This window comes from Leisingera sp. ANG-M6 (assembly GCF_000813905.1).
GTDB lineage: Bacteria > Pseudomonadota > Alphaproteobacteria > Rhodobacterales > Rhodobacteraceae > Leisingera.
Map to the genome: position 1 here is coordinate 69642 of NZ_JWLG01000018.1, position 25201 is coordinate 94842.

Annotated in this window: 25 protein-coding genes; 15 read left to right on the top strand and 10 right to left on the bottom strand. The window is 62.7% G+C overall.

Annotated features, from left to right (window positions below):
• Nucleotides 1–13 precede the first annotated feature (13 nt).
• From gstA to RA24_RS16990, 4 genes are read left to right on the top strand one after another with little or no spacing between them, the layout of a single operon-like run.
• Nucleotides 14–625 (top strand): glutathione transferase GstA, encoded by a 612-nt coding sequence (gene gstA, locus RA24_RS16975; RefSeq protein WP_039193130.1) that lies wholly within the window; start codon nt 14–16, stop codon nt 623–625.
• Nucleotides 622–1002: a nuclear transport factor 2 family protein gene (locus tag RA24_RS16980; protein ID WP_039193132.1), complete on the top strand. Its 381-nt coding sequence runs from the start codon at nt 622–624 to the stop codon at nt 1000–1002. Before gstA ends, RA24_RS16980 begins: the two co-directional genes overlap by 4 nt.
• A gap of 3 nt (nt 1003–1005) precedes the next feature.
• Nucleotides 1006–1227, top strand: a complete 222-nt coding sequence (locus RA24_RS16985; protein WP_039193134.1) for a tautomerase family protein — start codon at nt 1006–1008, stop codon at nt 1225–1227.
• Entirely contained in the window at nt 1224–2207 is a 984-nt protein-coding gene (locus tag RA24_RS16990) for an NAD(P)H-dependent flavin oxidoreductase (RefSeq protein ID WP_039193135.1), read from the top strand. The genes RA24_RS16985 and RA24_RS16990 overlap by 4 nt, the downstream gene beginning before the upstream one ends.
• Nucleotides 2208–2283: 76 nt before the next feature.
• Here RA24_RS16990 and RA24_RS16995 read toward each other — a convergent pair whose 3' ends face one another.
• Entirely contained in the window at nt 2284–3147 is an 864-nt protein-coding gene (locus RA24_RS16995) for an NADP-dependent oxidoreductase (protein WP_039193137.1), read from the bottom strand.
• 99 nt (nt 3148–3246) lie between these two features.
• Here RA24_RS16995 and RA24_RS17000 point away from each other — a divergent pair, with 99 nt between their 5' ends.
• Nucleotides 3247–3837, top strand: coding sequence for a TetR/AcrR family transcriptional regulator (locus RA24_RS17000; protein WP_241480964.1), 591 nt, complete (start codon nt 3247–3249; stop codon nt 3835–3837).
• 150 nt (nt 3838–3987) lie between these two features.
• On the opposite strand, the gene RA24_RS17005 is transcribed toward RA24_RS17000, so the two are convergent.
• From RA24_RS17005 to RA24_RS17035, 7 genes are all read right to left on the bottom strand, one after another.
• Nucleotides 3988–5340: an NAD(P)/FAD-dependent oxidoreductase gene (locus tag RA24_RS17005; RefSeq protein WP_039193141.1), complete on the bottom strand. Its 1353-nt coding sequence runs from the start codon at nt 5338–5340 to the stop codon at nt 3988–3990.
• A 27-nt stretch (nt 5341–5367) separates the two neighbouring features.
• Nucleotides 5368–6783: an aldehyde dehydrogenase family protein gene (locus RA24_RS17010; protein ID WP_039193199.1), complete on the bottom strand. Its 1416-nt coding sequence runs from the start codon at nt 6781–6783 to the stop codon at nt 5368–5370.
• A 41-nt stretch (nt 6784–6824) separates the two neighbouring features.
• Complete coding sequence (locus RA24_RS17015) at nt 6825–7646, bottom strand: ABC transporter permease (protein WP_019296850.1); 822 nt, start codon at nt 7644–7646, stop codon at nt 6825–6827.
• Nucleotides 7643–8539: an ABC transporter permease subunit gene (locus RA24_RS17020; RefSeq protein ID WP_039148068.1), complete on the bottom strand. Its 897-nt coding sequence runs from the start codon at nt 8537–8539 to the stop codon at nt 7643–7645. The genes RA24_RS17015 and RA24_RS17020 overlap by 4 nt, the downstream gene beginning before the upstream one ends.
• Nucleotides 8540–8549: 10 nt before the next feature.
• A complete protein-coding gene (locus tag RA24_RS17025; protein WP_019296848.1) occupies nt 8550–9716 on the bottom strand; it encodes an ABC transporter ATP-binding protein in 1167 nt (388 codons plus the stop codon).
• Between the two features lie 126 nt (nt 9717–9842).
• Nucleotides 9843–10934, bottom strand: coding sequence for an extracellular solute-binding protein (locus tag RA24_RS17030; RefSeq protein ID WP_039172838.1), 1092 nt, complete (start codon nt 10932–10934; stop codon nt 9843–9845).
• A gap of 50 nt (nt 10935–10984) precedes the next feature.
• Complete coding sequence (locus RA24_RS17035; protein WP_039193143.1) at nt 10985–12397, bottom strand: aminotransferase; 1413 nt, start codon at nt 12395–12397, stop codon at nt 10985–10987.
• A gap of 104 nt (nt 12398–12501) precedes the next feature.
• Here RA24_RS17035 and RA24_RS17040 point away from each other — a divergent pair, with 104 nt between their 5' ends.
• The gene (locus tag RA24_RS17040; protein WP_039148061.1) at nt 12502–13194 is read left to right on the top strand and encodes a TetR/AcrR family transcriptional regulator; all 693 of its coding nucleotides are present in this window, start codon (nt 12502–12504) and stop codon (nt 13192–13194) included.
• Between the two features lie 192 nt (nt 13195–13386).
• Here RA24_RS17040 and RA24_RS17045 read toward each other — a convergent pair whose 3' ends face one another.
• Nucleotides 13387–14313, bottom strand: a complete 927-nt coding sequence (locus tag RA24_RS17045) for a LysR family transcriptional regulator (RefSeq protein WP_019296844.1) — start codon at nt 14311–14313, stop codon at nt 13387–13389.
• Nucleotides 14314–14425: 112 nt separating this feature from the next.
• Between RA24_RS17045 and RA24_RS17050 the strand changes: the two genes are divergently transcribed.
• The 7 genes from RA24_RS17050 (at nt 14426) to RA24_RS17080 (ending at nt 20414) form a co-directional block, all read left to right on the top strand.
• On the top strand, nt 14426–14896 hold the full coding sequence (locus tag RA24_RS17050) for a TRAP transporter small permease (protein ID WP_019296843.1): 471 nt from the start codon (nt 14426–14428) through the stop codon (nt 14894–14896).
• Nucleotides 14893–16191 (top strand): TRAP transporter large permease, encoded by a 1299-nt coding sequence (locus tag RA24_RS17055; RefSeq protein ID WP_039137818.1) that lies wholly within the window; start codon nt 14893–14895, stop codon nt 16189–16191. The genes RA24_RS17050 and RA24_RS17055 overlap by 4 nt, the downstream gene beginning before the upstream one ends.
• A gap of 45 nt (nt 16192–16236) precedes the next feature.
• The gene (dctP, locus tag RA24_RS17060) at nt 16237–17229 is read left to right on the top strand and encodes a TRAP transporter substrate-binding protein DctP (RefSeq protein WP_052254243.1); all 993 of its coding nucleotides are present in this window, start codon (nt 16237–16239) and stop codon (nt 17227–17229) included.
• A gap of 69 nt (nt 17230–17298) precedes the next feature.
• Nucleotides 17299–18399, top strand: a complete 1101-nt coding sequence (locus RA24_RS17065; protein WP_019295403.1) for an NAD(P)/FAD-dependent oxidoreductase — start codon at nt 17299–17301, stop codon at nt 18397–18399.
• Nucleotides 18374–18685, top strand: coding sequence for a (2Fe-2S)-binding protein (locus RA24_RS17070; RefSeq protein ID WP_019295402.1), 312 nt, complete (start codon nt 18374–18376; stop codon nt 18683–18685). Before RA24_RS17065 ends, RA24_RS17070 begins: the two co-directional genes overlap by 26 nt.
• Complete coding sequence (locus RA24_RS17075; protein ID WP_039193145.1) at nt 18672–20066, top strand: FAD/NAD(P)-dependent oxidoreductase; 1395 nt, start codon at nt 18672–18674, stop codon at nt 20064–20066. The genes RA24_RS17070 and RA24_RS17075 overlap by 14 nt, the downstream gene beginning before the upstream one ends.
• A gap of 9 nt (nt 20067–20075) precedes the next feature.
• A complete protein-coding gene (locus RA24_RS17080; RefSeq protein ID WP_019295400.1) occupies nt 20076–20414 on the top strand; it encodes a RidA family protein in 339 nt (112 codons plus the stop codon).
• A 1294-nt stretch (nt 20415–21708) separates the two neighbouring features.
• Here RA24_RS17080 and RA24_RS17090 read toward each other — a convergent pair.
• Complete coding sequence (locus tag RA24_RS17090; RefSeq protein ID WP_036761829.1) at nt 21709–22821, bottom strand: trypsin-like peptidase domain-containing protein; 1113 nt, start codon at nt 22819–22821, stop codon at nt 21709–21711.
• Between the two features lie 144 nt (nt 22822–22965).
• On the opposite strand from RA24_RS17090, the gene RA24_RS17095 reads away from it, so the two are divergent.
• Together RA24_RS17095 and RA24_RS17100 are read left to right on the top strand one after the other, a co-directional pair.
• On the top strand, nt 22966–23637 hold the full coding sequence (locus tag RA24_RS17095) for a winged helix-turn-helix domain-containing protein (protein ID WP_019295398.1): 672 nt from the start codon (nt 22966–22968) through the stop codon (nt 23635–23637).
• A complete protein-coding gene (locus tag RA24_RS17100; protein WP_019295397.1) occupies nt 23627–24991 on the top strand; it encodes a sensor histidine kinase in 1365 nt (454 codons plus the stop codon). The genes RA24_RS17095 and RA24_RS17100 overlap by 11 nt, the downstream gene beginning before the upstream one ends.
• Nucleotides 24992–25201: the final 210 nt, after the last annotated feature.

Genomic DNA, 25201 nt, shown 5'->3' on the forward strand with positions numbered 1-25201 from the left:
ACAGGAGACTGTTATGAAACTCTACTACAAGCCCGGTGCTTGCCCGCTGGCAAGCCATATCGCCCTGCATGAAACCGGCCGCCCGTTTGAAATTGAAGCCGTCGATACCGCCGCGGGCAGGACTGAAACGGGTGCGGACTACCGCGCGATCAACCCCAAGGGCTATGTTCCGGCCCTGGGCCTGGACGATGGCAGCATTTTGACTGAAGGGGCAGCGGTTCTGCAGTATATCGCGGACAGCCACCCGGAGGCAGGCTTGGCGCCGGAGGCTGGCACCCTGGCCCGGGCCCGGATGCAGGAACAGCTCAACTGGATCGGGAGTGAGCTGCACAAGGCCTTTGGCCCGCTGTTCCGCGAGGGCACATCCGAGGCCGGCAAGGACGCTGCGCGTACCGCTGTTGCGGGCAAGTTCGATTTCATTGAAACCCAGCTGGCGGATGGCCGAGAGTGGCTGATTGAAGACCAGTTCTCGGTGGCGGATGCCTACCTGTTCGTTGTCTCGAACTGGGCAAATTTCACCGGTATCGACCTGGCCCGCTGGCCCAATCTTGCCGCCTTTGTGAACCGCAGTGCAGCCCGTCCATCGGCACAGGCAGCGATGCGCGCCGAAGGGTTGATCCAATGACGCCCGCCGATCACAAAGCGGTCGGCGAACTGATGGGGGCCTATTTTGAGGGCCTCCACCAGGCCGACAGCACCATGCTGCGCGAGATCTTCCACCCGCAGCTGGCCTATGTCTGCGCCACTGAAGGCGATGAGCTTTACTTGGATCTTGAGACCTACATGACCCGCGTCGACGGGCGTGAGCCGCCCGCCAAACGCGGCGACCCGCGCGAGGAGGAGATCCTGGAGATTGCCTTTGCCAGCAACCGTCTGGCCCATGTCAGCGCCCGGATGACCATGATGGGCCGGGACTTCCACGACCTGCTGGCCCTGGTTCGCCACGGCACCGAATGGCGCATCGTTGCGAAAGTGTTTTCCTATGCTCCACGAAAGGACTGACTCATGCCTTATGTGAATATCAAGGTGACCCGCGAAGGCGGCCCTGATGGCAACGGCCCAAGCGCAGATCAAAAGGCGCAGCTGATTACCGGGGTCACCGGTCTTCTGCAAGACATTCTGGGCAAGAATCCAGCAACCACCTTTGTCGTGATTGACGAGGTCCGGCTGGAGGATTGGGGTGTCGGCGGCCTGCCGGTGCAGGAATACCGGAGGAAAGCGCAATGAAGACGCGGCTGACAGAGGCGCTGGGGATCACCTGTCCGGTGATCCAGGCGCCGATGGCCTTTGCTGCGGGCGGCGCGTTGGCCCGCGCCGTCACCCAAGCCGGCGGGCTGGGCATGATCGGGGGGGCTTATGGTGATGCCGGCTGGATTGAACAGCAGTTCACAGCCGCCGCGGGGGCCCGCGCGGGCTGCGGGCTGATCACCTGGAAGCTGGCGGAACAGCCGGATCTGCTTGATTTGGTACTGGCGCAGGATCCCGCGTCGGTGTTCCTGTCCTTCGGCAACCCGGCGCCATTTGCGCCTGCGATCCGGGATGCCGGCGTGCCGCTGATCTGCCAGGTCCAAACCCTGCGCGATGCCCGACAGGCGCTGGACTGCGGCGCGGACATTCTTGTGGCTCAGGGGGCGGACGCCGGCGGCCATGGCGAAGCGCGCGGCACCTTTGCTTTGGTTCCCGAGATAGCGGACGAAATCGCGCGCCGGAACAGCACGGCGCTGCTCTGTGCCGCAGGCGGCATCACCGACGGGCGCGGTCTGGCTGCGGCCCTGATGCTGGGTGCAGATGGTGCGGTGATCGGCACCCGGTTCTGGGCCTCGCACGAGGCGCTGGTGCATCCCCGCATCCTGGATCGCGCGCTTGCTGCGACCGGTGACGATACGATCCGCACCAAGGTGGTCGACGTGGTCCGCGGCTATGATTGGCCTGCGCGCTACAATGGCCGTGTGCTGCGCAATTCCTTCATTCAGAAATGGCACGGCTCCGAAGATGCCTTGAGGATGGAAGCAGGCGCTGAAGCCGCTAAATGGTTGGCAGCTCAGGATGCAGGCGATCCTGATGTGGCAACCGCCTTTGCCGGCGAAGGCATCGGCCTGATCCGCTCGGCCGCGCCTGCAGGCCGCATTCTCGCAGACCTCATGGATGACGCGCAGCAGTGTCTGGCCCGGGCGGCTGCTGCAATGGGCGTGCCCGCGCCCGCGTAGCAATCCGGGACCCTTCGGCAGCACGAAAAACCGGCACAGGCGGGGGCGGCCCTGCCTGTGCCTTTCGCTGCAGGTGTCAGCAGGTATGGTCCAGAACAAACTTGCCGGTACGTCCGGGCGCCTCCAGCCTCCGGTGCGCCTCTGCGATCCGGTGAAGCGGCATGATCTCCTCGATCCCCGGATCCAGGACGCCCTGGGCCAGCCAATCCGACAATGGCAGCAGAACCTGCTGATTGGCGGGATTTTGAACTGTCACTGGGGTGATGCCCCGCGCTGCGGTAAAGACCCCGCCCGGCTTCCACCACTCCGGAACAATGGTTGCATAGGCCCCGCTGTCCTTCACCGCAGCAAAAGCCTGATGCGCATGTTCACCGCCGCGCACGTCAATGGCGCCATCTACGTCTTGTGCATCAGAGGCCGCGAGTTCGAACCCCAGCAAAGGCGCGATCGCTGCAGCCATTGCGCCAACCGCCCCTTTGGGATTGTTGACCAGAACACGGGCGCCCGGCGGCAGATCCAGCGCTTGATATGCCGCCAGTGCGGTGCTGCCGATCAAAGGCATTGCAGCGGCTGTGATGAAAGAAACCGCATCGGCAATCTTCACAATCTGGCTGGCAGGCAGGGTGGTAAATTCCGCATGGGTGCCTACCAGCGATCCTGGTTGCGGTGAGAGCACCATCACCCGGTCTCCGGGGGCAAACCCTTCCGTTTCAGGGCCAAGCGTCTCGACAGTGCCTGCCGCATCCCAGCCTAGGATCATCGGAAATTGGGCTGGGTCATAGGGTAGGATCCGTCCAGACCGGACCCCCGCATCCACAGGGTTCACACTGGACGCATGGACCCGGATCAGCACCTCCCCCGGCTTGGGTTCGGGGTGCGGCTGTTCCGCTATCCGGAACACTTCCACCCCGCCAAAACTCTCGATAACTGCTGCTTTCATCCTAGCCTCCACCTATTCTGTAGTGATTGATAAACAATGGGCGGCTTGCCGGGTCAAGCACATTTGTGTAGTGATCGGTAAATAATAATGGAGGCAGCCATGGGGCGGCAGCGGTCCTTTGACACCGATCACGTGATTGAGCAGGCGATGCTGCTGTTTTGGGAACGAGGATATGAGGCTGCGTCCATGGCAGAACTCAGTGCTGCCATGGGATTGAACCCGCCCAGTATTTACGCGGCTTTTGGCAACAAACAGGCGCTGTTTGAACGCTGCACCGCCCATTATGTCAAGCATGTTGCGGCTTACGCCCCTCGCGCCCTTGATGAAGAAGCAACTGCCGCCAAGGCTCTACGCCGCCTTGTGTCCGAGGCGATTGAGGCCTTTTGCACGGAACAAAGGCCCAAGGGCTGTCTCCTGATCAGTGCCGCAACCAATTGCGGCAAAGGCAGCGAATGCGCGCAGGAACTGCTTGCCGGCTACAGGCAAGCCAGCGAGTCGATGATCGCAGACCGGATCCGGCGCGGTATCGCCGACGGGGACATGGTTGTATCCGTCAAGCCGGACTTGCTGGCAAAATTTGTCTCGGTGCTGATCCAGGGGTTTGCAGCGCAAGCCCGTGACGGTGCAACAGCAGACGCATTGCACGGGGTGGCAAACCTTGCGCTCAGACAGGTTGAGGTTTCGCTTTGATGGCACAGGCCGGTAAATCCTGGTTTTCTTACACGATGAGAAAATTCAGTTCGGAAGTTCTGCTCTGCACCGAAAACGCAACCGCCCCCGGTTGTACCGGAAGTGTTCCACGCGCAGCGAGTCTGTTCAGTTGAGCCAGCGCGGAAGTTCCTAATGCAGGTCTTTCATGCCGTAATATGTGTACGCTAGAGGTAGGAGGTGGCGGCGGAAACTCAGCAATGGGAACGTTGAAGGCTGCACCTTCATGAGCTCGGGTAAAGGGGAAACGCATGGCTTTCCGGCGGCAATTCCAGCAATCAGCCGCCCAGTATATGTCGCCATTGCAACGCCGCCGCCGTGGTAGCCAAATCCGGTCCAGGCGCGCCGCCAGTCTCCGATCTGCCCGGCATAGGGGGTGAGACCGCGGGTCAGGCAGACCAGGCCGCTCCAATGGTATTCAGTTTCAGCCTTGGCAAGGGCCGGGAACATCATCTCGAAATCACGGCGGATCCGGCGTCGCATCTGCTGTGTGGAGCCGGGGGTGATGTTGCTGGTGCCGCGCATCCCGAACAGCACCCGGTTGTCCGGCAGCAGGCGGAAGTAATGCAGCAGGTTGCGGGTGTCATAGGCGATGCGCCGGGTGGTCCAGCCCTGCGCCTGTTTCTCGCCTTCGGTCAGGGGCCGCGTCACCATTATATGCGAGACCACCGGCAAATAGCGCCCGCGCAGCCAGTCCGGCAGGTTGTCGCTGCTGTAGCCGTTGCTGGCGATGATCAGCCGGTCGGCGATGATGCGGCCCGAAGGCGTTTCGACGGCATAGGTGCCGCAGCGCTCCTGCTGCACCGAGAGCGCCGGGGTGCCGCCGTGGATCACGGCGCCCGCCTGCTGCGCAAGGCGGGCCAGGCCGGCCGCGTATTTGCCCGGGTTCAGGCCAAAGCCCAGGGGCAGCAGAAATCCGCCGTAGAAGCCGTCGCCGTGCAGGCCCTCCTGCCGCATTTCTGAGGCTGACAGCACCGGGCAGTCCACCCCGGCGTAATGGCGCAGGCCTGCGGCCATTTCCGGCAGGGCGCGAGCCGCGCGGGGGCTGTGGGCCAGGCAGTATTCGCCGTCCTCCTGCACATCGGCCTCGATGCCGCCAGGCGAGGTGAGATCGCGGACCAGCGCAACCGCCTCCTTCTGGGCGCTGTAGAAGGCGCGCAGATCGTCCTCGCCGAAGCGGCGGATAATGGCGCTGCCGCCCAGCTTGGCACCGCCGAAGCCGCAGAAGCCGGCATTGCGCCCCGAGGCACCCCAGCCGGGCTGGGCTGCGTCGATCACCAGCGGCGCCTCGCCATGGTCGCGGGCCAGATGCAGTGCCGCGCTGAGGCCAGTGTAGCCGGCGCCAATTATCGCGACTCCCGCGCGCCGGTCGCCGTCCAGCGCGGGATAGGCAGGGGCGGCGGGCAGCGTGGCGTCCCAGTAGCTGCCGACCGGGACTTCGGTGTCGTAGGCGTGGGCGTCGTAGATGCGGCTGAGGTTCTTCATGGCGCTGGTCCGTTCTTGCGGCCCTCCTCAGGGGGCAGCGATCACCTTGGTTTCGAGGAATTCGAGGATGCCTTCCCGGCCGCCCTCGCGCCCGACACCCGACATTTTGACCCCGCCGAAGGGGGAGCCTGCACCCAGGAAGGCGCCGTTCACATTGACCATGCCGGACTGCAGCGCCCGGGCAACGCGGCCTGCGCGGGTGCTGTCGCCGGTCTGCACATAGGCCGACAGGCCGTAGGGCGTGTCATTGGCGATGGCGATGGCCTCTTCCTCGTTGCTGAAGGGGATCATCACCAGCACCGGGCCGAAGATTTCCTCCTGCGCCACGCGCATGTCGTTGGTCACATCGGCGAAGATTGTGGGGCAGGCATAATAACCGGCCTCAAAGCCTTCCGGCTTGCCCGGCCCGCCGGCCACCAGCCGCGCGCCTTCGGCGATGCCGGCCTCGATCATCTCCTGCACGCGGGCGTATTGCTGCGCGCTGGACAGCGGCCCCATGTGATCGCCCGGTTCCGCCGGATTGCCCACGGTCATTTGCGCGCATTTCGCCTGCACCAGCTCCACCGCGCGGCCGTAAACGCTGCGCTCCACCAGCATCCGGGTGGCGGCGTCGCAGCTTTGGCCGGTGTTGACGAAACAGGCTTCCACCCCTTCGGCGATGGCGGTTTCCAGATCGCAGTCGGCAAACACCAGGTTTGGGGATTTGCCGCCAAGCTCCAGCGCCACCTTCTTGACGGTTTCCGCGGCTTCGCGGGTCACTGCGACGCCGCCGCGGGTGGAGCCGGTGAAGGACATCAGGGCGACATCCGGGTGGCGCGACAGCGCGGCGCCAACCACCTGGCCTTCGCCGTGGACGAGGTTTAAGACGCCCGCGGGCACGCCGGCCTCGTGCAGCACTTCGGCATAGAGGATCGCCGACAGCGGTGTCAGCTCGGAGGGCTTCAGCACCATAGTGCAGCCCGCAGCTAGAGCAGGGCCGACCTTCAGCACGATCTGGTTGATCGGCCAGTTCCAGGGCGTGATCAGCCCGCAGACGCCAGCCGGCATCCGCACCAGCGTGTCGCCATTGGGCAGGGTTTCCTCGAAATCGAGCGCTTTCAGGTCGGCGATGATGGCCTCCAGGTGGTCGATGCCAACCTGCGCCTGCATCTCGCGCGACATGGTGATCGGGGCACCCATCTCCAGCGAGATGGCTTTTGCGAAATCATCAATACGGGAGGTGTAGACCTCCAGAACCCTTTCAAGGAGCGCAATGCGGTCCTCGCGGCTGGTGGCGGCAAATCCGGGCAGCGCCGCCTTCGCCGCGGCGACAGCGGCATTAATGTCAGCTTCGCTGCCAAGCGCGAGCGGGCCCATGGATTGTTCTGTCGCGGGGTTAATCACCTCCGCCGAGCTGCTGCCGAGGGGACCTGTCCAGGTGCCGCCGATATAGAACTGGGACATGTTGTACTGCATTGCCGTATCCAAATTTGTTTGATTGCGTTTCACGCGGCGGCGGCCGCCGCGCGGTTTTCCTGTTTCTGGCGCCGCTCCTGCCGCCGGTTGATCAGCGACGCGGCGATGACGCCAAAGGTAACGATACCGATCAGCATCGTGGACAGCGCGTTGATTTCTGGCGAAACACCCAGCCGGACCGAGGAATAAAGCTTCATCGGCAGGGTGGTGGAGCCGGGGCCGGAGGTGAAGGTGGCGATCACCAAATCATCAAGCGACAGGGTGAATGAAAGCAGCCAGGCCGAGATCACTGCAGGCGCGATCACCGGCAGGGTCACCTGGCGAAAGGCCGAAAGCGGCGTGCACCCCAGATCCAGCGCGGCATCTTCAAGGGAGCGGTCGAAGCTGGCCAGCCGGGAGGAGATCACTACCGATGCATAGCACATGGAAAAGGTCGCGTGCGCAATGGTGATGGTCCAGAATCCGCGGTCGAGACCGATTGCAACGAACAGCAGGAGGAGCGACAGGCCGGTCACCACCTCGGGCATCACCAAGGGCGCAAAGATCATGCCGGAGAACAGCGTGCGGCCCGGAAAGGAGCCCGCCCGCACCATGACAACCGCGCTGAGCGTGCCCAGCACTGTCGCCAGCGTGGCCGAGACAAAGGCGATGCGCAGGGTGATCCAGGCGGCCTCCAGATAGGCGTCGTTGTTCAGCACGATGCCGTACCATTTGGTGCTGAAACCGCCCCAGACGGTGACCAGGCGGGAGTCGTTGAAAGAGTAGATCACCACCAGCAAGAGCGGCAGGTAGAGGAAGGCCAGGCCGAAGGTCAGCGAGGTCAGGTTGAACATGTTGAAACGGCGGATCATCCCAGCTCCTCCTGATGTTTCTGCTGGTGGCGCTGGAACAGCACGATGGGCACGATCAGGATGGTCAGCAGTACGATGGCCACCGCCGCCGCCACGCCCCAGTCGCGGTTGGAGAAGAACTCGAGCCACAGGGTCTTGCCGATCATCAGCGTGCCGGAGCCGCCCAGGAGGTCGGGTATCACAAACTCGCCGATCGCCGGGATGAAGACCAGGAAGCAGCCCGCAACCACCCCCGGCAGTGACAGCGGCAGGGTGATCTGGCGGAAGGCGGCAAGGGCGCCGCAGCCGAGATCCTCGGCGGCTTCCAGCAGCCAGCCGTCGATCCGTTCCAGCGAGGCATACAGCGGCAGGATCATGAACGGCAGGTAGGAATAGACGATGCCGACATAGACCGCGATCTCCGTGTGCATGATCGCCAGCGGCTGTTCAATGATGCCAAGTTTCATCAGCGCGAGGTTCAGGAAGCCCTCGTTCTTGAGTATGCCGATCCAAGCGTAGATGCGGATCAGGAAGCTGGTCCAGAACGGCAGGATCACCAGCAGGAGGAGGGTTTTGCGCCAGTCCTGCGGCGCCTTGGCCATGGCATAGGCCACCGGGTAGCCGATCAGCAGGGTGAGCAGGGTTGCGATGGCGGCGACCTTCACGCTGTTGAGATAGGCCTTGAGATAGATGCCGTCCTCGGCCAGCCAGAGGAAGTTCTCGAAATCGAACTGCGCGAAGGAGGCGCGCAGGCCTGCAAGCCCCTCATCGAGGCTGAATGTCGGGGCATAGGGCGGGCTGGCGGTGACGGAATCGGACAGCGCGATCTTGATGACGATCAGGAAGGGCACCAGGAAGAACAGCCCCAGCCAGAGATAGGGCAGCAGGATCAGCAGGCGGCGTGATGTCCTCATGGTCCGGCCCTCACGCGTCGACCAGCACGCAGGCGCCTGCGCGCCAGCTGAGCCAGACCCGGTCGTTCCAGTCGATTTCGCGGCGCGAGGTCAGGAGGCGGTTGGCCTCCTGAGCGCGGATCAGCATGCCGCCGTCGAGCCGCACCAGGAAGGTGGAAGCGCTGCCGGTGTAGGAGATCTCCTCAACCGTGCCCTCCACCATGTTCACGTTGTGGGCGTCTGCGGGCCGGTCCTTGGTGACGTGGATCTTCTCGGGACGCAGCACCAGTGTCTTGCGGGCGCCGGGGGTCATCACATCCTCGGGCTGCGGGCGGATCGCCAGCCGGGTTCCGCCATCCCAGCGGGCCAGCGCCAGATCGCCCTCCATGCCCGCGAGCTCAACATTGATCAGGTTCACGTTGCCTATGAAATCAGCGACATAGCTGGACGCCGGATGCTCGTAGATCCGCGCAGGCGTGTCGGTTTGCAGCAGCTTGCCTGCCTTCATCACTGCGATGCGGGAGGAGACGGTCATCGCCTCGTCCTGGTCGTGGGTGACAATAATGAAGGTGAGGCCCAGCCGGTCCTGCACGTCCATCAGCTGGAACTGGGTCTCTTCACGCAGCTTCTTATCGAGCGCGCCCAGCGGCTCGTCCAGCAGCAGCACCTTGGGTTTCTTGGCCAAAGAGCGCGCCAGCGCCACCCGCTGCATCTGACCGCCGGACAGCTGGTGCGGCTTGCGGTCCGCGAAGCCTTCGAGCTGCACCAGCGCCAGCATTTCGTCGACCCGGTCCTGGATGTCGCGCTTCTTCCAGCGCTCCTGTTTGAGCCCGAAGCCGATGTTTTTCGCCACCGTCATATGCGGAAACAGCGCGTAGGACTGGAACATCATGTTGATCGGGCGCCGGTTGGCGGGGATGCCGGTCAGGTCCTGGCCGTCCAGCAGGATGCGGCCTGAGGTCACCTCCTCAAACCCGGCCAGCAGCCGCATCATCGTGGTCTTGCCGCAGCCGGAGGGGCCGAGGAGCGAGAAGAACTCGCGTTCCTGGATATCCAGGTTCAGATCCGAGATCGCAGTGAAGCTGCCAAAGGTCTTGGTCACATTCTCGAAGCGGATCAAGGGCGGGCGGGCTGGTTTCAGCGGACTGGCGGGTTCGGCCCGGGCGGCGGCGGCACTGGCCGGATCATGGAAGTTCATTGGTGCAGGTTCCCCTGTTGCAAGTCCCTGCCGCGATGTGAGCGGGCGCCGCGGCAGGGCAATTGATGCGCGGCCCGCAGGCCGCAGCAGGGCTGGATTGGCGCGGCCCGGAAGCCGCGCCGGGGTTCACTGGCCGGTGCGGACCTTGGACCAGGTGCGGGTGTACAGGCGCTCGGTCTTGCGGTCCTGAAGCACCGGGGTGGTCAGCATCTCCATCGTCGCCTCGGTCGGATAGACGGCGGGGTTGCTGGTCAGCTCCGGATCGATCTCAGCCTGGGCGGTGAGATTGGCGCTGCCGTAGCGGATGAAGTTGGCGTTCTGGGCTGAGACCGAAGGCTGCAGCAGGTAGTTCAGGAAGGCATGGGCCTCATCCACGTTTTTGGCATCAGCCAGGATAGCGAGGCCGTCAAAGTCCAGCAGCGTGCCCTCTTCCGGGATGATGTATTCCAAGTTGACACCATTGCCGGCTTCCTTGGCCCCATCGGCGGCCCAATAGGCGTCACCGCTCCAGGTCAGGCCGAGGCAGGCATCGCCGTCGGACAGGGCGCCGATCATGGCATCGGTGGAGATCTGGGCGATATTGTCCCGGATCGCGCCGATATGCGCCCCGGCGGCGGTGATCTGATCCTTGTCGCTGGTGTTCGGGTCCTGGCCCATGTCGATCAGCGCGGCGCCGATCACGTCGATAGGAGAGTCCACGATCATCACGCTGCAGTCAGCAAGCTTGCCGGAGATCTCCGGATCAAACAGCAGGTCCCAGGACTTGGGGTGGTCCGCACCCAGCCGCTCTGCCAGCTTGCCGCTGTTGTAGGCGATGCCGAAGGTCCACCAGTTGTAAGGCACCAGGTATTCATTGCCGGGATCGAAGGTCTCGATCAGGCCGGCGATCTTGGGCCAGACGTGCTGCAGGTTGGGGATCTTCGACTTGTTGATCTTTTGCAGCACCCCGGCCGAGATCAGCCGCGCGGTGCCGGTGGAGGAGGGGACGATGATATCATAGCCGGAGCTGCCCGCCAGCACCTTGGTTTCCAGCATCGCGTTGGAATCATAGGTGTCATAGGTGACGTCGATGCCGGTCTCGGATTCAAACGCCTCGATGATCGCGGGGTCCAGGTAGTCGCTCCAGTTGTAGATCACCAGTTCGCCTTCTGCCGCAGCGGCGGCGCCCCAGATGGCAGCCGATCCGGCCAGCAGGCTGGTTGTCAGCTTGGTTTTCATGGTTCCCTCCCGTGTTGGGTTTGTTTTGGTTCTTCTAAGGGATGCGGGCCTCAGGCCCGCATTGCCTCCAGTTCAAGGCCCTGGCCCAGCAGTTCCCGGGTTGCGCGCTGGACGCCTTCGGTCAGAATGTCGAACATGTCGTCGATCTGGGCTTTGGTGATCACCAGCGGCGGCGAGAAGATCGCCATGCTGCCGTAGGGGCGGACCATCAGCCCCAGTTCCTGGCAGCGGGCGTCGATCACGGCGCCGATGGTGGCGTCAATCTCGGCGCTGGCCTGGCCGTCGCGGGTCAGCGAGCATTCGATGCAGCCCACCAGCCCCATGCCGCGCACATCCGCGATCAGCGGCAGCTCCAGCATCTGATGCAGGCGCTTCTGGAAATGCGGCGTCACCTTACGGACATGCTCCAAAATGCCGTCACGCTCGAAGATCTCGATGTTCTTGAGGCCCGCGGCGGCACAGACCGGATGGCCGGAATAGGTGTAGCCACTGGTGAAATAGACGTCCTTGGAGATATCGCCCTCGATGTCCTGAAACAGCCGGTCGGAGAAGATCGCGGCACCCATCGGCGCATAGCCCGAGGTCAGCCCTTTGGCGCAGGTGATGATGTCGGGGGTAATGCCGAACAGCTCCTCGGAGGCGAACCAGTGGCCGAGGCGGCCGAAGCCGGTGACGACCTCATCCGAGATGTAGAGAACGTCATGCTTGTGGCAGACCTCCAGGCAGCGGCTGTGGTAGCCCGCGGGCGGCACGATCACGCCGCCGGAGCCCAGCACCGGCTCTGCGATGAAGGCGGCGACATTGTCCGCGCCCAATTCCAAAATGGCGTTTTCCAGATCCGCCACCTTTTCATCCAGGAATGTGTCGATGCTCATGCCCTGGGGGCGGCGGAAGGCGTTCACGTCCGGTAGGAAATGGGGGATGGACTGGTCAGTGTCGAACCACTGGCGCTCGCTTGGCTTGCCGCTGAGCGAGGCGGTCAGATAGGTGCCGCCGTGGTAGGCATGCGCCCGGGTGATGATCCTTTTCTTGGACGGCTTGCCCAGCAGGTTGTTGCGGAAGTGGACAAAGCGGATGGCGGTGTCCACCGCGGTGGAGCCGCCGGTGGTGAAGTAGACCCGGTTGAGGTCGCCCGGTGCGCGTTCGGCGATGGCATGGGCGAATTCCGCGCTGACGGATGTGGCCTCGCTGAAGGGCGAGCAATAGGCCATCTTGCGGGCCTGCGCCGCCATCACATCGGCGATTTCCGTGTTGCCGTAGCCCAGCTGCATGCACCACATGCCGCCGGGGCCGTCGATCATCTTGTTGCCGTGTTCGTCGTAGACATAGATGCCTTCGGCGTACTCGCTGAACGTCCTGTCGGCTTTTCCGGCACTCTGGACTTCCAGCCCTTCCCACGGATGGAAGTAATTCTCCTTGTCCCAGGTTTTGAAGTTTTCGAAGTCGTTTCCAAGTTTGGTCATCTCGGCCCTCTGTCCGGAGTGTTGCTATCATGAATGAACGTTCATACATTATGCTTAAGTGAATGATCGTTCATTGTCGATGGAAATCTGTTGCAAACGCGGGCATGGTGCTGGAAAGGCGGCGGGCCTGTGGCAAGAAAAAGAGGGGCGGGCAGATGGCAAGTGCCGAAGAAGCCAAGAAAAAGCGGAAGGTAGACAAGGATCTGCACCGGGAGGTCCTGTTGGAAGCTACTGCCAGCGTAATCCTCCGGCACGGCGTGAGCGGCGCCACGATCAGCCGTATTCAGGAGGAATCCGGGCTGTCGCGCGGCATGATCAACCTGCATTTCCAGTCCAAGGACAATCTGATTCGCGAACTCGCCATCCACATGACGCGGCAGTACAATGACGCCTGGCAGAGCTTCACCAGCCAGGCCGCCGCAGGGGTCAGCACGCCGGAAGATGCCGCCGCCCGCCTGCAGGCGCTGTTCGAAACGGATTTCTCAGAAGCGGTGCTCAACAAGCGCAGCGCCCGGCTGACTTTTGCCTTCCGCGCCGAGCCAGATCTGCAGGCGCTGGGACCCGGTTATATCGAAACCCGCGGAACCGCCCTGCATGACCATGTGCGCAGCTGCTGCCGAGTGCTGTGCGAAGCCAGCGGCACCCGCGGCGATCCAGAAAAAGTGGCCATGGCAATCATGTCTTTACTGGAAGGTTTGTGGACCGATTTTCACGCCCATCCAGATGAGTTCAGCAGAATAGGCGCAGTAGAAATCTGCCGGACTACCACCCGAGCATTTTTTCCCGACTATTTCTGAGTGGGAAAAACAGGCAGGCCTGAGACGCCCTGTTTAGTAGGCCGATTAAGAAAGAGCTTCTTAGGTGCAAGGCTGGCAGTGTTGCCTTCGCAGAATTGGAACGGTTTGGTTCCAGGCGGGCTGGCGAGTTCAGGTGCAGCCAAATCACGCAACACAGTGTTCCGGAAACTGCCGTAGGTCTGTGCGCCTCTGTTAGAGGCTGTTGTTCAGTTCAGCCTGCATGTTTTCGATGGCGTTGCATAGCTGCTCTGTGAACGCCTTGGATGTCAGCGACTGGGTGGCGTAGCCCGGCGTCAGGATCGACACGCCTGTTCCGATTCGCGGTCGGAACCGGCGAAACACCAGATCTTCTTTGGTCTGGCGCTGCTGCAGGCAGCTATAGGCGGTGATCATGTCACAGATCATGTAGCACATACCTGCCGCAACGAATTGCAGGCCAGGCGCCCAAGTCCGCAATTCCAGTCGCTTATGGAAGCAGCAGCCGCTCCGGTGAAAGGCGGCCTCAGTCCGCACTGTCAGCGGGTGCTGATCGAACAGCACCGCCATCGGTTTGCCGTCCAGATCCTGCGGGGTGATCTCTGCGGCTGCCGCAAGCGGGTCGCTGGCAGGAACGACGCAGACGCACTCCAGATCGAAATCCATCTGCCGGACAGAGGGGCGCGGGGCAGGGGTCTCGGCAAAGCCGATGTCGAACTGCTGCGAGGCGATCAGATCCTCGATCACGTCTGAGGAGCGCATGATCAGGGCGACCTCAAGCTCATCCTTGCCCTGCAGAAAATCCGTTAGAATCCGCGGCATGAACATCCCGGAGGCCGCCGGGTGGCACGCGACGCGCAGCTTGCCGGCCTCGTGGCTGCGGATTTTGCTGACCGTGCGTTCGATCCGCTCGATGCGCTCCAGAACGGTTTCGCACTCCTCGAGAAAAAACTGCGCTTCCGGCGTCGGGATCAGCTTGCCCTGTTCTCGGACGAACAGGCTGAAGCCCAGCTCGCCCTCCAGCGTGGAGATCATCGTGCTGACGGCGGGCTGGGTGCGCCCGACGGTGCGCGCGGCCTGGGAGATGGAGCCGCTGCGCATGACTTCGCGGAAGGTGAAGATCTGGCGGATCGAGAAGTTCATGGCTGGGGTATCAAGTCAGTTTATGGAGTCACAGATATTTTGAAATTGATCTTATGACGCTTGTCCAGCCAAATCCACCAAACCCGGTGAGGGGACACCGGAAGGAGGACAGATGGACACATTTTCAAAATATCTGCTGACCGGGCTGATCTGCCTGGTGGCCCTTGGCCAGTTCGTCCAGGTGGTCACCCGCTATCTGCTGCAGATCCCGGTGATGGGGCTGGAGGAGACCATGCTCTACCCGACCATCTGGCTCTACATTCTGGGTGCCGTGAACGCTTCGCGCGAGGATACCCACATCCGCGCCAACGTGCTGGAAATCGCCATCAAGACAGAGCGCGGCCATACCGTGCTGGCGATCATCGGGGAAATCATCAGCCTGACCGTCGGCGTGTGGCTGCTGAGCTGGGCCTGGGAGTACACCCAGTACGCCTGGCGCGTCTGGAAGGAGAGCCCGACGCTCTACCTGCCGACATTCTATTCCGAAGTGGCGCTCGTGGCCGGTCTGGCTCTGATGATGCTCTACACCGCGGTGCACCTGTTCCGCCATATCAACGCCCTGCGCGCCGGAGCCGCAAAATGATTGAAATCGCACTCCTTGCCATCGCCGTTCTGGTGCTGACCCTGACTCTGGGCGTGCCGCTGCCCTACTGTTTCGGCGCCGCCCTGATGATTATGTATTTCCTGGGCGATGTGACCATGAAAGGCATGATGCTGTGGGGTTCCCAGCAGCTGGGCAACCCGGTTCTGCTGGCCATTCCGCTGTTTGTTCTGGCAGGAACCATTATGTCAGCCAGCGGCATCGCCGCCTCCCTGCTGAATTTCGTCAATGCCTTCATCGGCCATATCCGCGGCGGCCTGGGCGTTGTGGCGGCGGTCAGCTGCGCCATCATCGGCGCGATCTCCGGCTCCGGCCTGACCGGCATCGCCGCCATCGGCCCGCTGCTGATCCCCGAGATGGAAAAGCGCGGCTACCCGCGGGAATACGCTACTGCGCTGATTGCCAACTCGTCGATCCTGGGGCTGCTGATCCCGCCGTCTGTGACCATGATCGTCTATGGCTGGGTGACCGATACCTCGATCCTCGCCTGTTTCCTGGCGACCCTGGGGCCGGGCCTGCTGATCATGTTCAACTTCTCGGCCATGAACCTGTGGATGAGCCGCAAGTTCGACCTGGTGCTGGATGATGCGCCCACCTTCTCCCAGCTGGCAGGCGATGTGGCCAAGAAAGGCTTTAACGCGACCCCGGCACTGCTGATGCCGGTGATCATCCTGGGCGGCATCTACGGCGGCATCATGACCCCGACGGAAGCCGCCGCGCTGTCGGTGATCTATGCGCTGCCGGTCGGCTTCTTCATCTACAAGGGCCTGAAATGGGACAGCTTCCTGGAGGCCGGCAAAGAAGCCGCCACGGCGGTGGGCGCGATCATGGTGATGATCCTGTTCTCGATGATCCTGAGCCAGATGTTCGTCTATGAAGCGATCCCGCAAAAGATGGTCAGCGCAATCTTCGAGATCACCGACAACAAGGTGCTGCTGCTGATCTTCATCAACATCCTGCTGTTCCTGGTCGGTATGGTCGTGAACGACGTCACCGCCATCATCCTGATTGCGCCGCTGCTGCTGCCGCTGATGCAGGCGATCGGCGTCACCCCGGTGCAGTTTGCCGCGATCATGGGCGTCAACACCGCGATGGGCGGCGTCACCCCGCCCTATGCCTCGATCCTCTACCTTGGCGCGCGGATCGGCAATGTGAAGGTCACCAAGGTGATCCCGCCCGCAATGATCCTGATCCTGACAGGCTATGTGCCGGTGGTCTTCCTGACCTCGCTGTGGCCCGACCTGTCGCTCTTTCTGCCGCGTTTCTTCGGCTATTGACCCCACCCCTGACAAACACCTGACACCCTACGGAGGAGACTACCCATGAAACACTTTCTGACCGGCACCGCTGCTGCTGCCCTGATGTCGCTGGCAGGCCTCGCCTCGGCCGCCGACCTCAAGATGAGCCACGTGCGCCCCCAGGACACCACCATCGACAAGGAGCTGCGCGCTTTTGCAGCCCAGGTGGACGAAGCCACCGGTGGCGATGTGTCGATCAACATCTTCCCGGCCTCTGCGCTCGGCGATTACACCACCGTGCAGGAGCGCATCAGCGTTGGCGCCATCGACATGGCAACCCAGCCGGCCGCAGCCGCGGCTGACCGCCGGATGCAGATCAGCTCCTTCCCCTATCTGGCCAACAACTGGGATGAGGCACGCAAGATCTACGGCCCCGGCGGTGCGGTGCGCGACGTGATGGCAGAGCTTTATGCCAAGCAGGACATCACCATGCTGGCGGCCTACCCGGTGTATTTCGGCGGCATTGCGCTGAATACCGATGCGGTCAGCCCGGGCGACCCGTCGCAGTCCAACGGCATCAAGGTGCGGGTGCCCGGCATCAAGAGTTTCCAGCTGACCGGCGAAGCTCTGGGCTACATCCCGTCGCCGATCCCGTTCTCCGAGGCGTTCACCGCGATCCAGACCGGCGTAGTTGACGGCGTCATCGGTTCCGGCGCCGAAGGCTATTACGCTTCGTTCCGCGACGTGACCAAGGCCTATGTGCCTGCCAACACTCACTTTGAGGTCTGGTACATGATCATTTCCAACGGTTCGCTGGCTGAGCTGGATGCCGATGACCAGGAGGCGCTGAAAGCCGCCGCAGCGGAGTTTGAAGCGCAGCGCTGGACCGTCGCCGAAGAGGATCAGGGCAAATGGGAGCAGCGCCTGGCCGATGAACTGGGGGCCAAGGTGGTCGATCTGAGCGGCGACGAACTGGCTGCGATGGCCGCCAAGGTGCGCCAAGACGTCTGGCCGGTGGTTCTGGAAGACGTTGGCGCCGACTGGGGCCAGGGCATTCTTGACCAGATCGGCAAGTAATCCCGTATCAAGGACAGGGGCGGCCGCGCGCCGCCCCGCAACCGCAGCCAACCTTTGGGATACGGCAGGATGGAAGCAGATTATGCAGTGATCGGCGGCGGCGTTGTTGGCCTGTCCGTGGCCTGGGGGCTGCTCCGGCGCGGCAAGCGCGTCACGGTGCTGGACGGCGATGACGGCGCGTTCCGGGCCAGCCGCGGCAACTTCGGCCTGGTCTGGGTGCAGTCCAAGGGCATGAAGCAGCCGCGTTATGCCAGCTGGAGCCAGCAGTCCGCTGCAGCTTGGGCCGGGTTTGCGGCAGAACTGGAAGACGGCACCGGCCGCTCTGTCGGGTTGCAGCAGAACGGCGGCTATGACCTGCATTTCTCCGAGGAAACGCTTTATGCCACCGTGGCGCAGTACGATGCGCTGAAGGACAGGCTGAGCGGCAACTACCCTTACGAGGTTCTGGGCCGCAACGCGCTGAGCCGCGAGGAGCCGCATATCGGCCCCAAGGTGGCGGGCGCGATCCTGCATCATCAGGATGGCCACGCAAACCCGCTGCGCCTGCTGGTCTCTCTGGCGGAGGACGTGCGGCGGCTGGGCGGCACAGTTCTGAACGGTAAGACCGTTACCAGGGTTTCCAAGCCCGATGCCTTCAAGGTCCAGTGCAGCGACGGCACCGTGGTTACGGCAGGCAAGGTTGTGCTCTCCGCCGGGCTCGGCGCGATGGAGCTGGGCCCCAAGCTGGGTTTCAAGGCACCAGTGCGGCCGCAGCGCGGCCAGGTGCTGATCACCGAGAAGATGCCGAAACTGATCAACCGCCCCTCGCTGATTGCCCGCCAGGTGGACGAGGGCGGCATCCAGATCGGCGCCACCAACGAAGAGGTCGGGCTGGATGACGGGGTGACGCAGCCGGGCCTGTCCGCTTTGGCCGCCGAGGCGATCGCGGCCTATCCGGCGCTGGCCCGCGCGCAGCTGGTGCGCAGCTGGGGCGCTTTGCGCATCCTGTCGCCCGACGGGTTGCCGATCTACCAGGAAAGCCCCGAACTGCCGGGCGCTTACCTTGTCACCTGCCACAGCGGCATCACCCTGGCCGCGGCCCATGCGCTCTTCCTGCCCGACTGGCTGGAAGGCACCGAAGCCGCCCCTGATCTGGAGGTGTTCAGTGAAGACCGATTCCCCGTTTCTTGAGCTGGCAGGCGATGCCCCCCGTGTGCGGGTCTGGTTTGACGGTTTGGCGCTGGACCTGCCCGCAGGCGCCAACCTGGCCGCCGCGCTGCTGGCCGTTGGCGTGCAGGTGTTCCGCCACACGCCGGTGTCGGGCGCGCCGCGGGCGCCGTTTTGCATGATGGGCGCCTGTTTCGAATGCCTAGTGGAAACCGGCGGCCGCGTGCAGCAGGCCTGCATGCTGGAAGTGGAAGAGGGTATGCAGATTGCCCGTCCGCATGAAGCGGAGGCCAATGATGCAATGCTGTGACCTGGCCATCATCGGCGCCGGCCCGGCCGGCATGGCCGCCGCTGCCGAGGCAGCCCAACAGGGTCTGAGCGTTATCCTGCTGGACGAACAGAACCGCCCCGGCGGGCAGATCTATCGCGATGTGGACTGCGCCGCGGGCACGCGCGGCGCCATTCTGGGGCAAGAGTATCTGCGTGGGGCGACCCTGACGGCGGGTCTTGGCGGGGCCGGGATCACGCATCTGTCCGGTGCCGTTGTCTGGGCCATCGAGGACGGGTTCCGCATCTCCTTCACCCGGCATGGCCGGGCCGGGCAGGTGGAGGCGGAACGGATAATCCTGGCTACCGGCGCGCTGGAACGCCCGATGCCCGCCCCCGGCTGGACCCTGCCGGGCGTGATGACCGCAGGCGCTGCACAGATTCTCCTGAAGCAATCCGGCGTCCTGCCGCGCTGTGCCGTACTGACCGGCAGCGGGCCGCTGCTCTATCTGATTGCAGCGCAGATGGTGCGTGCCGGCACGCCTCCGCTGGCCCTGGTGGAGACCCAGACCGCGGCCAGCCTGATGGCATCCGCCCGCCACCTGCCGGGTGCGCTGCGTGGCTGGCGCTATCTGGCCAAGGGCCTGAAAATGCTGGCGGAGATCAAACGCGCCGGCGTGCCGCGCTATACCGGTGCGGCAAACATCGCGGTAACGGGCAGCACCCGGGCCGAAGCCGTGTCCTTCCGCAGCAAGGGGCAGGAGCACAGCATCGCGTGCGATACCGTCCTGCTGCATCACGGGGTGGTGCCGAACACCCAGGCTGCGCACTCCATCGGGGTGCCGCATGCCTGGTCCGAAGCGCAGCAGTGCTTTGTACCGGAAACCGGCACCTGGGGCGAGACCGGCAAGGACGGTGTTCTGATCGCCGGTGACGGTGCCGGCATCGGCGGCGCCATGGCCGCCGAATTTGCCGGGCGGATCGCGGCGCTGAAAGCGGCGGAAGAGCTGGGCCGGATCACCGCGCAGGAGCGCGACCGCCGGGCTGCCCCGCTGTTCAGCCAGCGCAGCCGGGAAACCGCAGTCCGGCCGTTTCTGGATGCGGCCTACCCGCCCTATGCAGGCGCCCTGCGGCCTGCGGACAGCACCATTGTCTGTCGCTGCGAGGAAGTCACTGCAGGCGATATCCGCAGCTATGCCAAGCTGGGCTGCCTGGGTCCGAACCAGGCCAAGGCCTTTGGCCGCGCGGGCATGGGGCCGTGCCAGGGCCGCTACTGCGGGCTGACGGTTACCGCGCTGCTGGCCGAGGCCAGCGGGCAGACCCCGGATGAGACGGGTTACTACCGGATCCGTCCGCCGATAAAACCCGTGACACTGGGCGAACTGGCAGCGATGGACGACCCTGCTGCCACCGCCGCTGAATAGGAGAACAAGATGATCGAACGGATCGAAACCGGCCCCCGGATGAGCAAGATCGTGAAGCACAACGGTGTGGCCTATCTCTGCGGCCAGGTCGGTGATGGCGCCGATGTGGTTGAACAGACCCGCGACTGCCTGTCCCGGGTCGAAGCGCTGCTGGAAAAGGCCGACTCATCGCCGCAGCAGATCCTGCAGGCAATTGTCTGGCTGGCCGACATGAAGGATTTTGCCGAGATGAACGCGGTCTGGGACGCCTGGGTGCCCCAGGGCCATGCCCCGGCCCGGGCCTGCGGGGAGGCAAAGCTGGCCCGGCCGGAGCTCAAGGTGGAAATCATTGTGACTGCTGCTTGCTGACCCTGAACGCATTCTTGCAGGCAAGCTGGAAGGCTTGGCTGACCGTAGCCATTAGAATTGAGAAATGTGCGATAGCCTGTTGAGCCCAAGGCTATTGTCTTGCCAAGGAACCCAAATTCTTTTTCGTGCGTCATTGGCAAGCTCTAACCGTCAAGACTGTCAACTGCCTGTACCGGAAATTTGCCGCTACGTTCGTCCGATCTAGGGAAAGAAAAGAAATGACCGTGACCGCCAAAGAGCGCTGGTGCTGACCCTGCACTGTATGCTTCGTGCTCATTGCAATTGGAAATGGTGGGCTTAGATAAATGGAGGCCAACCAAGTGAGCGTGCTGTACTAGCCGTTGTGGTGCTTGGCCTCGGTGGATTCAACGCGCTGTTTGAGCTGATGTCATCGGTATGTGTAGAAGAATGGACAGCAGACTGACCGGCTGCTTGATCCGGACGCCGCGGCGTCCGGTCCAGGATCAGGTATTTACTGCGGCCAATTGGGTCCTATTCGGTAAACACACTGGTAGACGCGCTTGGCAGAAGAAAAGCGCGCTCAACTTGGCTGAGCCATTCAAGAGCCGCCGGCTTGCGCGCTTGCTATAGGTGGCGCCCATTTTCTTGAGCTGTGCCGTTGAGAGGCTGGTCTCTGCGTAGACAAGCACAAAGTTAACCGAAGGCAGTGCGTCGGACACGCTAGTTTTGATCACCTCCAGATGCATGGCCAGAGAGGTTTTTTCTACTGACCCTGTGTGCAAATTTGGCACTAGAATCGTCATTTTTCATGTCTGTGAGGGCAAGAAAGCCAGTTATGCTATGAGCTGATCCGGCTAGGCCTTCCGCCCGTCACACGTTACAAAATATCTGTGGTTGATCTCAAACTGGGCGCACGGACAGTGCTTTGCGGTAACAGGGGTTCCGGAACCGCTGAATTCTAATGTGAATTCCGCCGGCGCAATAAACTATTTTACCTGCCGCATTCCCGACCCAAAGCAGGTAGAACTTGTTCTAATTCTGGGTGCCTGCTTGAGACAGTTGATTGATTGCTTCGGCAAGATTGGCGTTTGCCACCTTCGGCTAGACTTGCAGGGCCGATAATCACATTTCCTGCAGTTGTGTCTAAAGGCAGGTTCATATCCCGCGTCCCGGTCTTGGATACGATGAATCGGTTGCATGCGGAACAAGAATGCTTGGTCTTGATTCCAGCACGGTTGCAAATGCGATTGCTTGTCAGCTTCAAAAGGTCCAGCGAAGTTAGCGGTCGTGCCTCCTGTCTGCTTCCAGGCAGGAGGTGATGTTATGTAATGGTTCAGGCATCCTGGCTGGCACGGTCGCCCAGGATCACGTTCAAGGTGACTTCTTTGCCCTTGCGCAAGACTTGGATCCGGGTCTCTGCACCAGGGGGATTCATGGCCACGGCGGAGGTCAGATCACGCACTTCAACGGTTTCCGTTTTACCGAACCGCAACACAACGTCGCCGGGTTTCAGCCCTGCCTCCGCCGCAGGGCTGCCGGGCTCGACGCCTTCGATCACCACACCCTTGCCGGCCTCGCGGCCCAGCACATTTGCGGCGTCTTCAGAGAGCGGCTTGATCTGCACGCCCAGCCAGCCGCGGGTGATCTCGCCGTCGTCTTCGAGGTCGGCAACGATCTTCTGAACCATATCGGATGGCACAGCAAAGCCGATGCCGACGGAGCCGCCGCCCGGCGAGTAGATCATCGTGTTGACGCCGACGACCTCGCCTTCGGCATTGAACAGCGGGCCGCCGGAGTTGCCCTTGTTGATGGCTGCATCGGTTTGGATGAAGTCGTCAAACGGGCCGGAGTTGATGTTGCGAGAGGTGGCCGAGACGATGCCGGAGGTCACGGTGCCTGCAAGGCCGAAGGGGCTGCCCATGGCGAGCACCTCATCCCCGACGCGCAGGTCGCCGGAAGAGCCGAACTCCACCGCGGTCAGCGGCGCACCTGTTTCGACCTTCAGCAGCGCGATGTCGGTCAGCGGGTCGGCGCCAATCATCATGGCGTCATGCTTGCTGCCGTCAGAGAGGGTGACGGAGACGGTCTGGGCGTTGTTGATCACATGGTGATTGGTGACGATCAGCCCGTCTTCAGAAATCACGAAACCGGAGCCTGCGCCCTTGACCTGGCGGCTGTTGCCGAAATCCGGCGCGCGCCCGCCGAAGCGGCGCATGAAGTCTTCCATGAACTTGTCATTGTACATTCCCTGCTGGTCCGTGGTGGGTTCCGCCTTGGCGGTGACTTCGACAAAGACGACGGCCGGGGAAATGGTTTCAACCAGATCGGCATAGCCGCCTGCAGGCACGGCCAGGGCGGGGGCGGGCGCCGGAGCCATCATTGCGGCGGCAGAGGCGGCGGCGGTCAGGGCAAAGGCGAACCGTTTGGGAGCGTTGGTTTGGGGCATCTTCAATTCCTTGCTTCACTAGGGATGCAAGGCAGATGGCAGGCCGTCATTTCAATCGCCTGACGCATTCTATACAGATCTGTAATGTGCGCTGAACCCGGATCCGGTTTAAGACCCGGGAGGCGCAGCGAAGCGGGGGATGGCTTGAAGATCCTGGTGATAGAAGACGATGCCACGACCGGCCCCTACGTTGCTTCGGGCTTGCGTGAAGAGGGGCATATTGCTGATCTTGTGACCGACGGCCGCGAAGGGCTTCTGCAGGCCGCTGCGGCGGAGTACGATGTGCTGATCATCGACCGGATGCTGCCGTCGTTGGACGGGCTGAGCCTGATCAAGACCCTGCGCGGCGCTGGTGTTCGCACACCAGCCATCATGCTGACCGCGCTGAGCGGGGTAAACGACCGGATTGACGGGCTGGAGGCTGGGGCGGATGATTACCTGGTCAAACCTTTTGCCTTTGGCGAGCTGGCAGCCCGTGTCGCGGCACTGGCCCGGCGCCCGGGCCTGCAAGTGCAGGAGACCTTTCTGCGGGCAGGGGATCTGGAGATGGACCTGGTCCGCCGCAGAGTTACCCGCGCAGGCCAAGAGATCGAGCTGCTGCCGCGCGAGTTCCGCCTGTTGGAGCACCTATTGCGCCGCAAGGGGCGGGTGCAAACCCGCACCATGCTGCTGGAAGCGGTCTGGGAAATCAGTTTCGACCCGCAGACCAATGTTGTGGAGACCCATATTTCGCGCCTGCGGTCCAAGGTCGACAGGCCTTTTGACACCGGCCTGATCGAAACCGTGCGCGGCGCGGGGTACCGCATTGCCGAATGATGCCCTGACCCGTGCGCGCGTTCTGCTGCGCTCCTCACCAGTGCGGCAGTCGCTGTGGCTGTCGCTCTTGTTTGTTGCGGCCAGTGCACTGAGTCTTGGGGTCACGTACTATGTGGCGCATGGCACGCAGGACCGGGCCATCCGGGAAAGCCTGATGCAGGACATGGCGGGATTCCGCGCAACGCCCTCTGCCGCGGCGCTGGCGGCGCTCGTCAATGCCGAAACGGCAGAGACCGACCCGCAGCGCCGCCTGCTCAGCTACCGTCGGCCCGGCGGGCGGATCGTGGCCGGCAATGCCGCCATCACGCAGCAGCAGGAGGGGTTCCGGGTGGTGGCGCTCGGCCCGGCGCCGGTGGCGATCGAAGGCCGCTTTATTTCACTCAGCGCCTATGTGCATGGCGGCCTGTTGACGATTGCGCAAAGCGCCAAGCCGCTGGACGACTTGCGCCAGACCTATCTTCGGGTGGTTCTGTTCAGCCTGCTTCCTGCCATCGCCGCTGCGGTATTGGGCGGGGTGTTTCTTGCGCGGCGCGCCGCCCGGTCTTTGGCGGGTATCGAAACCACGCTGTCGGCGCTGACCTCAGGTGATCTGTGCGCCCGGGTGCCGCAAATGCCAGATCGTCAGGGGGATATCGCCCGCATCGGCCGCAGCGTGAACCGCATGGCCGACGCGCAGCAGCAGTCCACCGAGGCGCTGCGGCAAGTGTCGGCGGATATTGCCCATGACCTGAAGACACCTGTCCAGCGGTTGGAATTGCAGCTTCAGCGCCTGCAGGAAACTCCGGAACTGCCGGAAGAGGCACAGTTACTAGCGGATAAGGCGCTGGAGCAAACCAAGGGCATCATAAGCACGTTCCAGGCTTTGTTGCAGATCGCCCAACTGGAAGAAGGAACGCCACGGTCCCGGTTCGGGACGGTAAATCTATGCGAGATCGCCAGTACTTTTGCCGACATCTACGAACCTGCAGCAGAGGAGCAGGGCCGCAATTTGGTGCTTGATCTACCGGGAGCACCGGTGATGATTACCGGTGACAAGGCGCTTATCGACCAGATGCTTGCCAACCTTATCGAAAATGCACTGCGTCATACACCTGAGGGAACGGATGTTGCGGTATCTCTGCAACAGGAAGCGGCAAAGGCAACTCTGATGGTCCGCGACCACGGGCCTGGTATCCCAGAAACCGAACACCAAAACGTGCTGCGCCGCTTGTACCGCTTGGAACAGAGCCGTACCACACCAGGCAGCGGCCTTGGCCTCAGTCTCGTGGCGGCCATCGCCGATCTGCATGGTGCAGAGTTGTCTCTTTCCAACGCAAGCCCAGGCTTGCGGGTGAGCGTGGGTTTCAGCAGTTGAAAAGTCCTGTGCCAGTTTTTTCAGTACGTTTTCCTGGCACTTGATAAACCGTGGGATGATCTGCTCCTCTACACCTCAGAAGCCCGGCCATTCATCATCGACAGGACTGGTAAAACATCGACGCCAGTGAAAAGCATGACGTTTTGCACGTGATTTGGTCAGGGTTGTCTTGAAAAACGGTATCAGCCTTTTAGGGTCAGGGTTCATAGC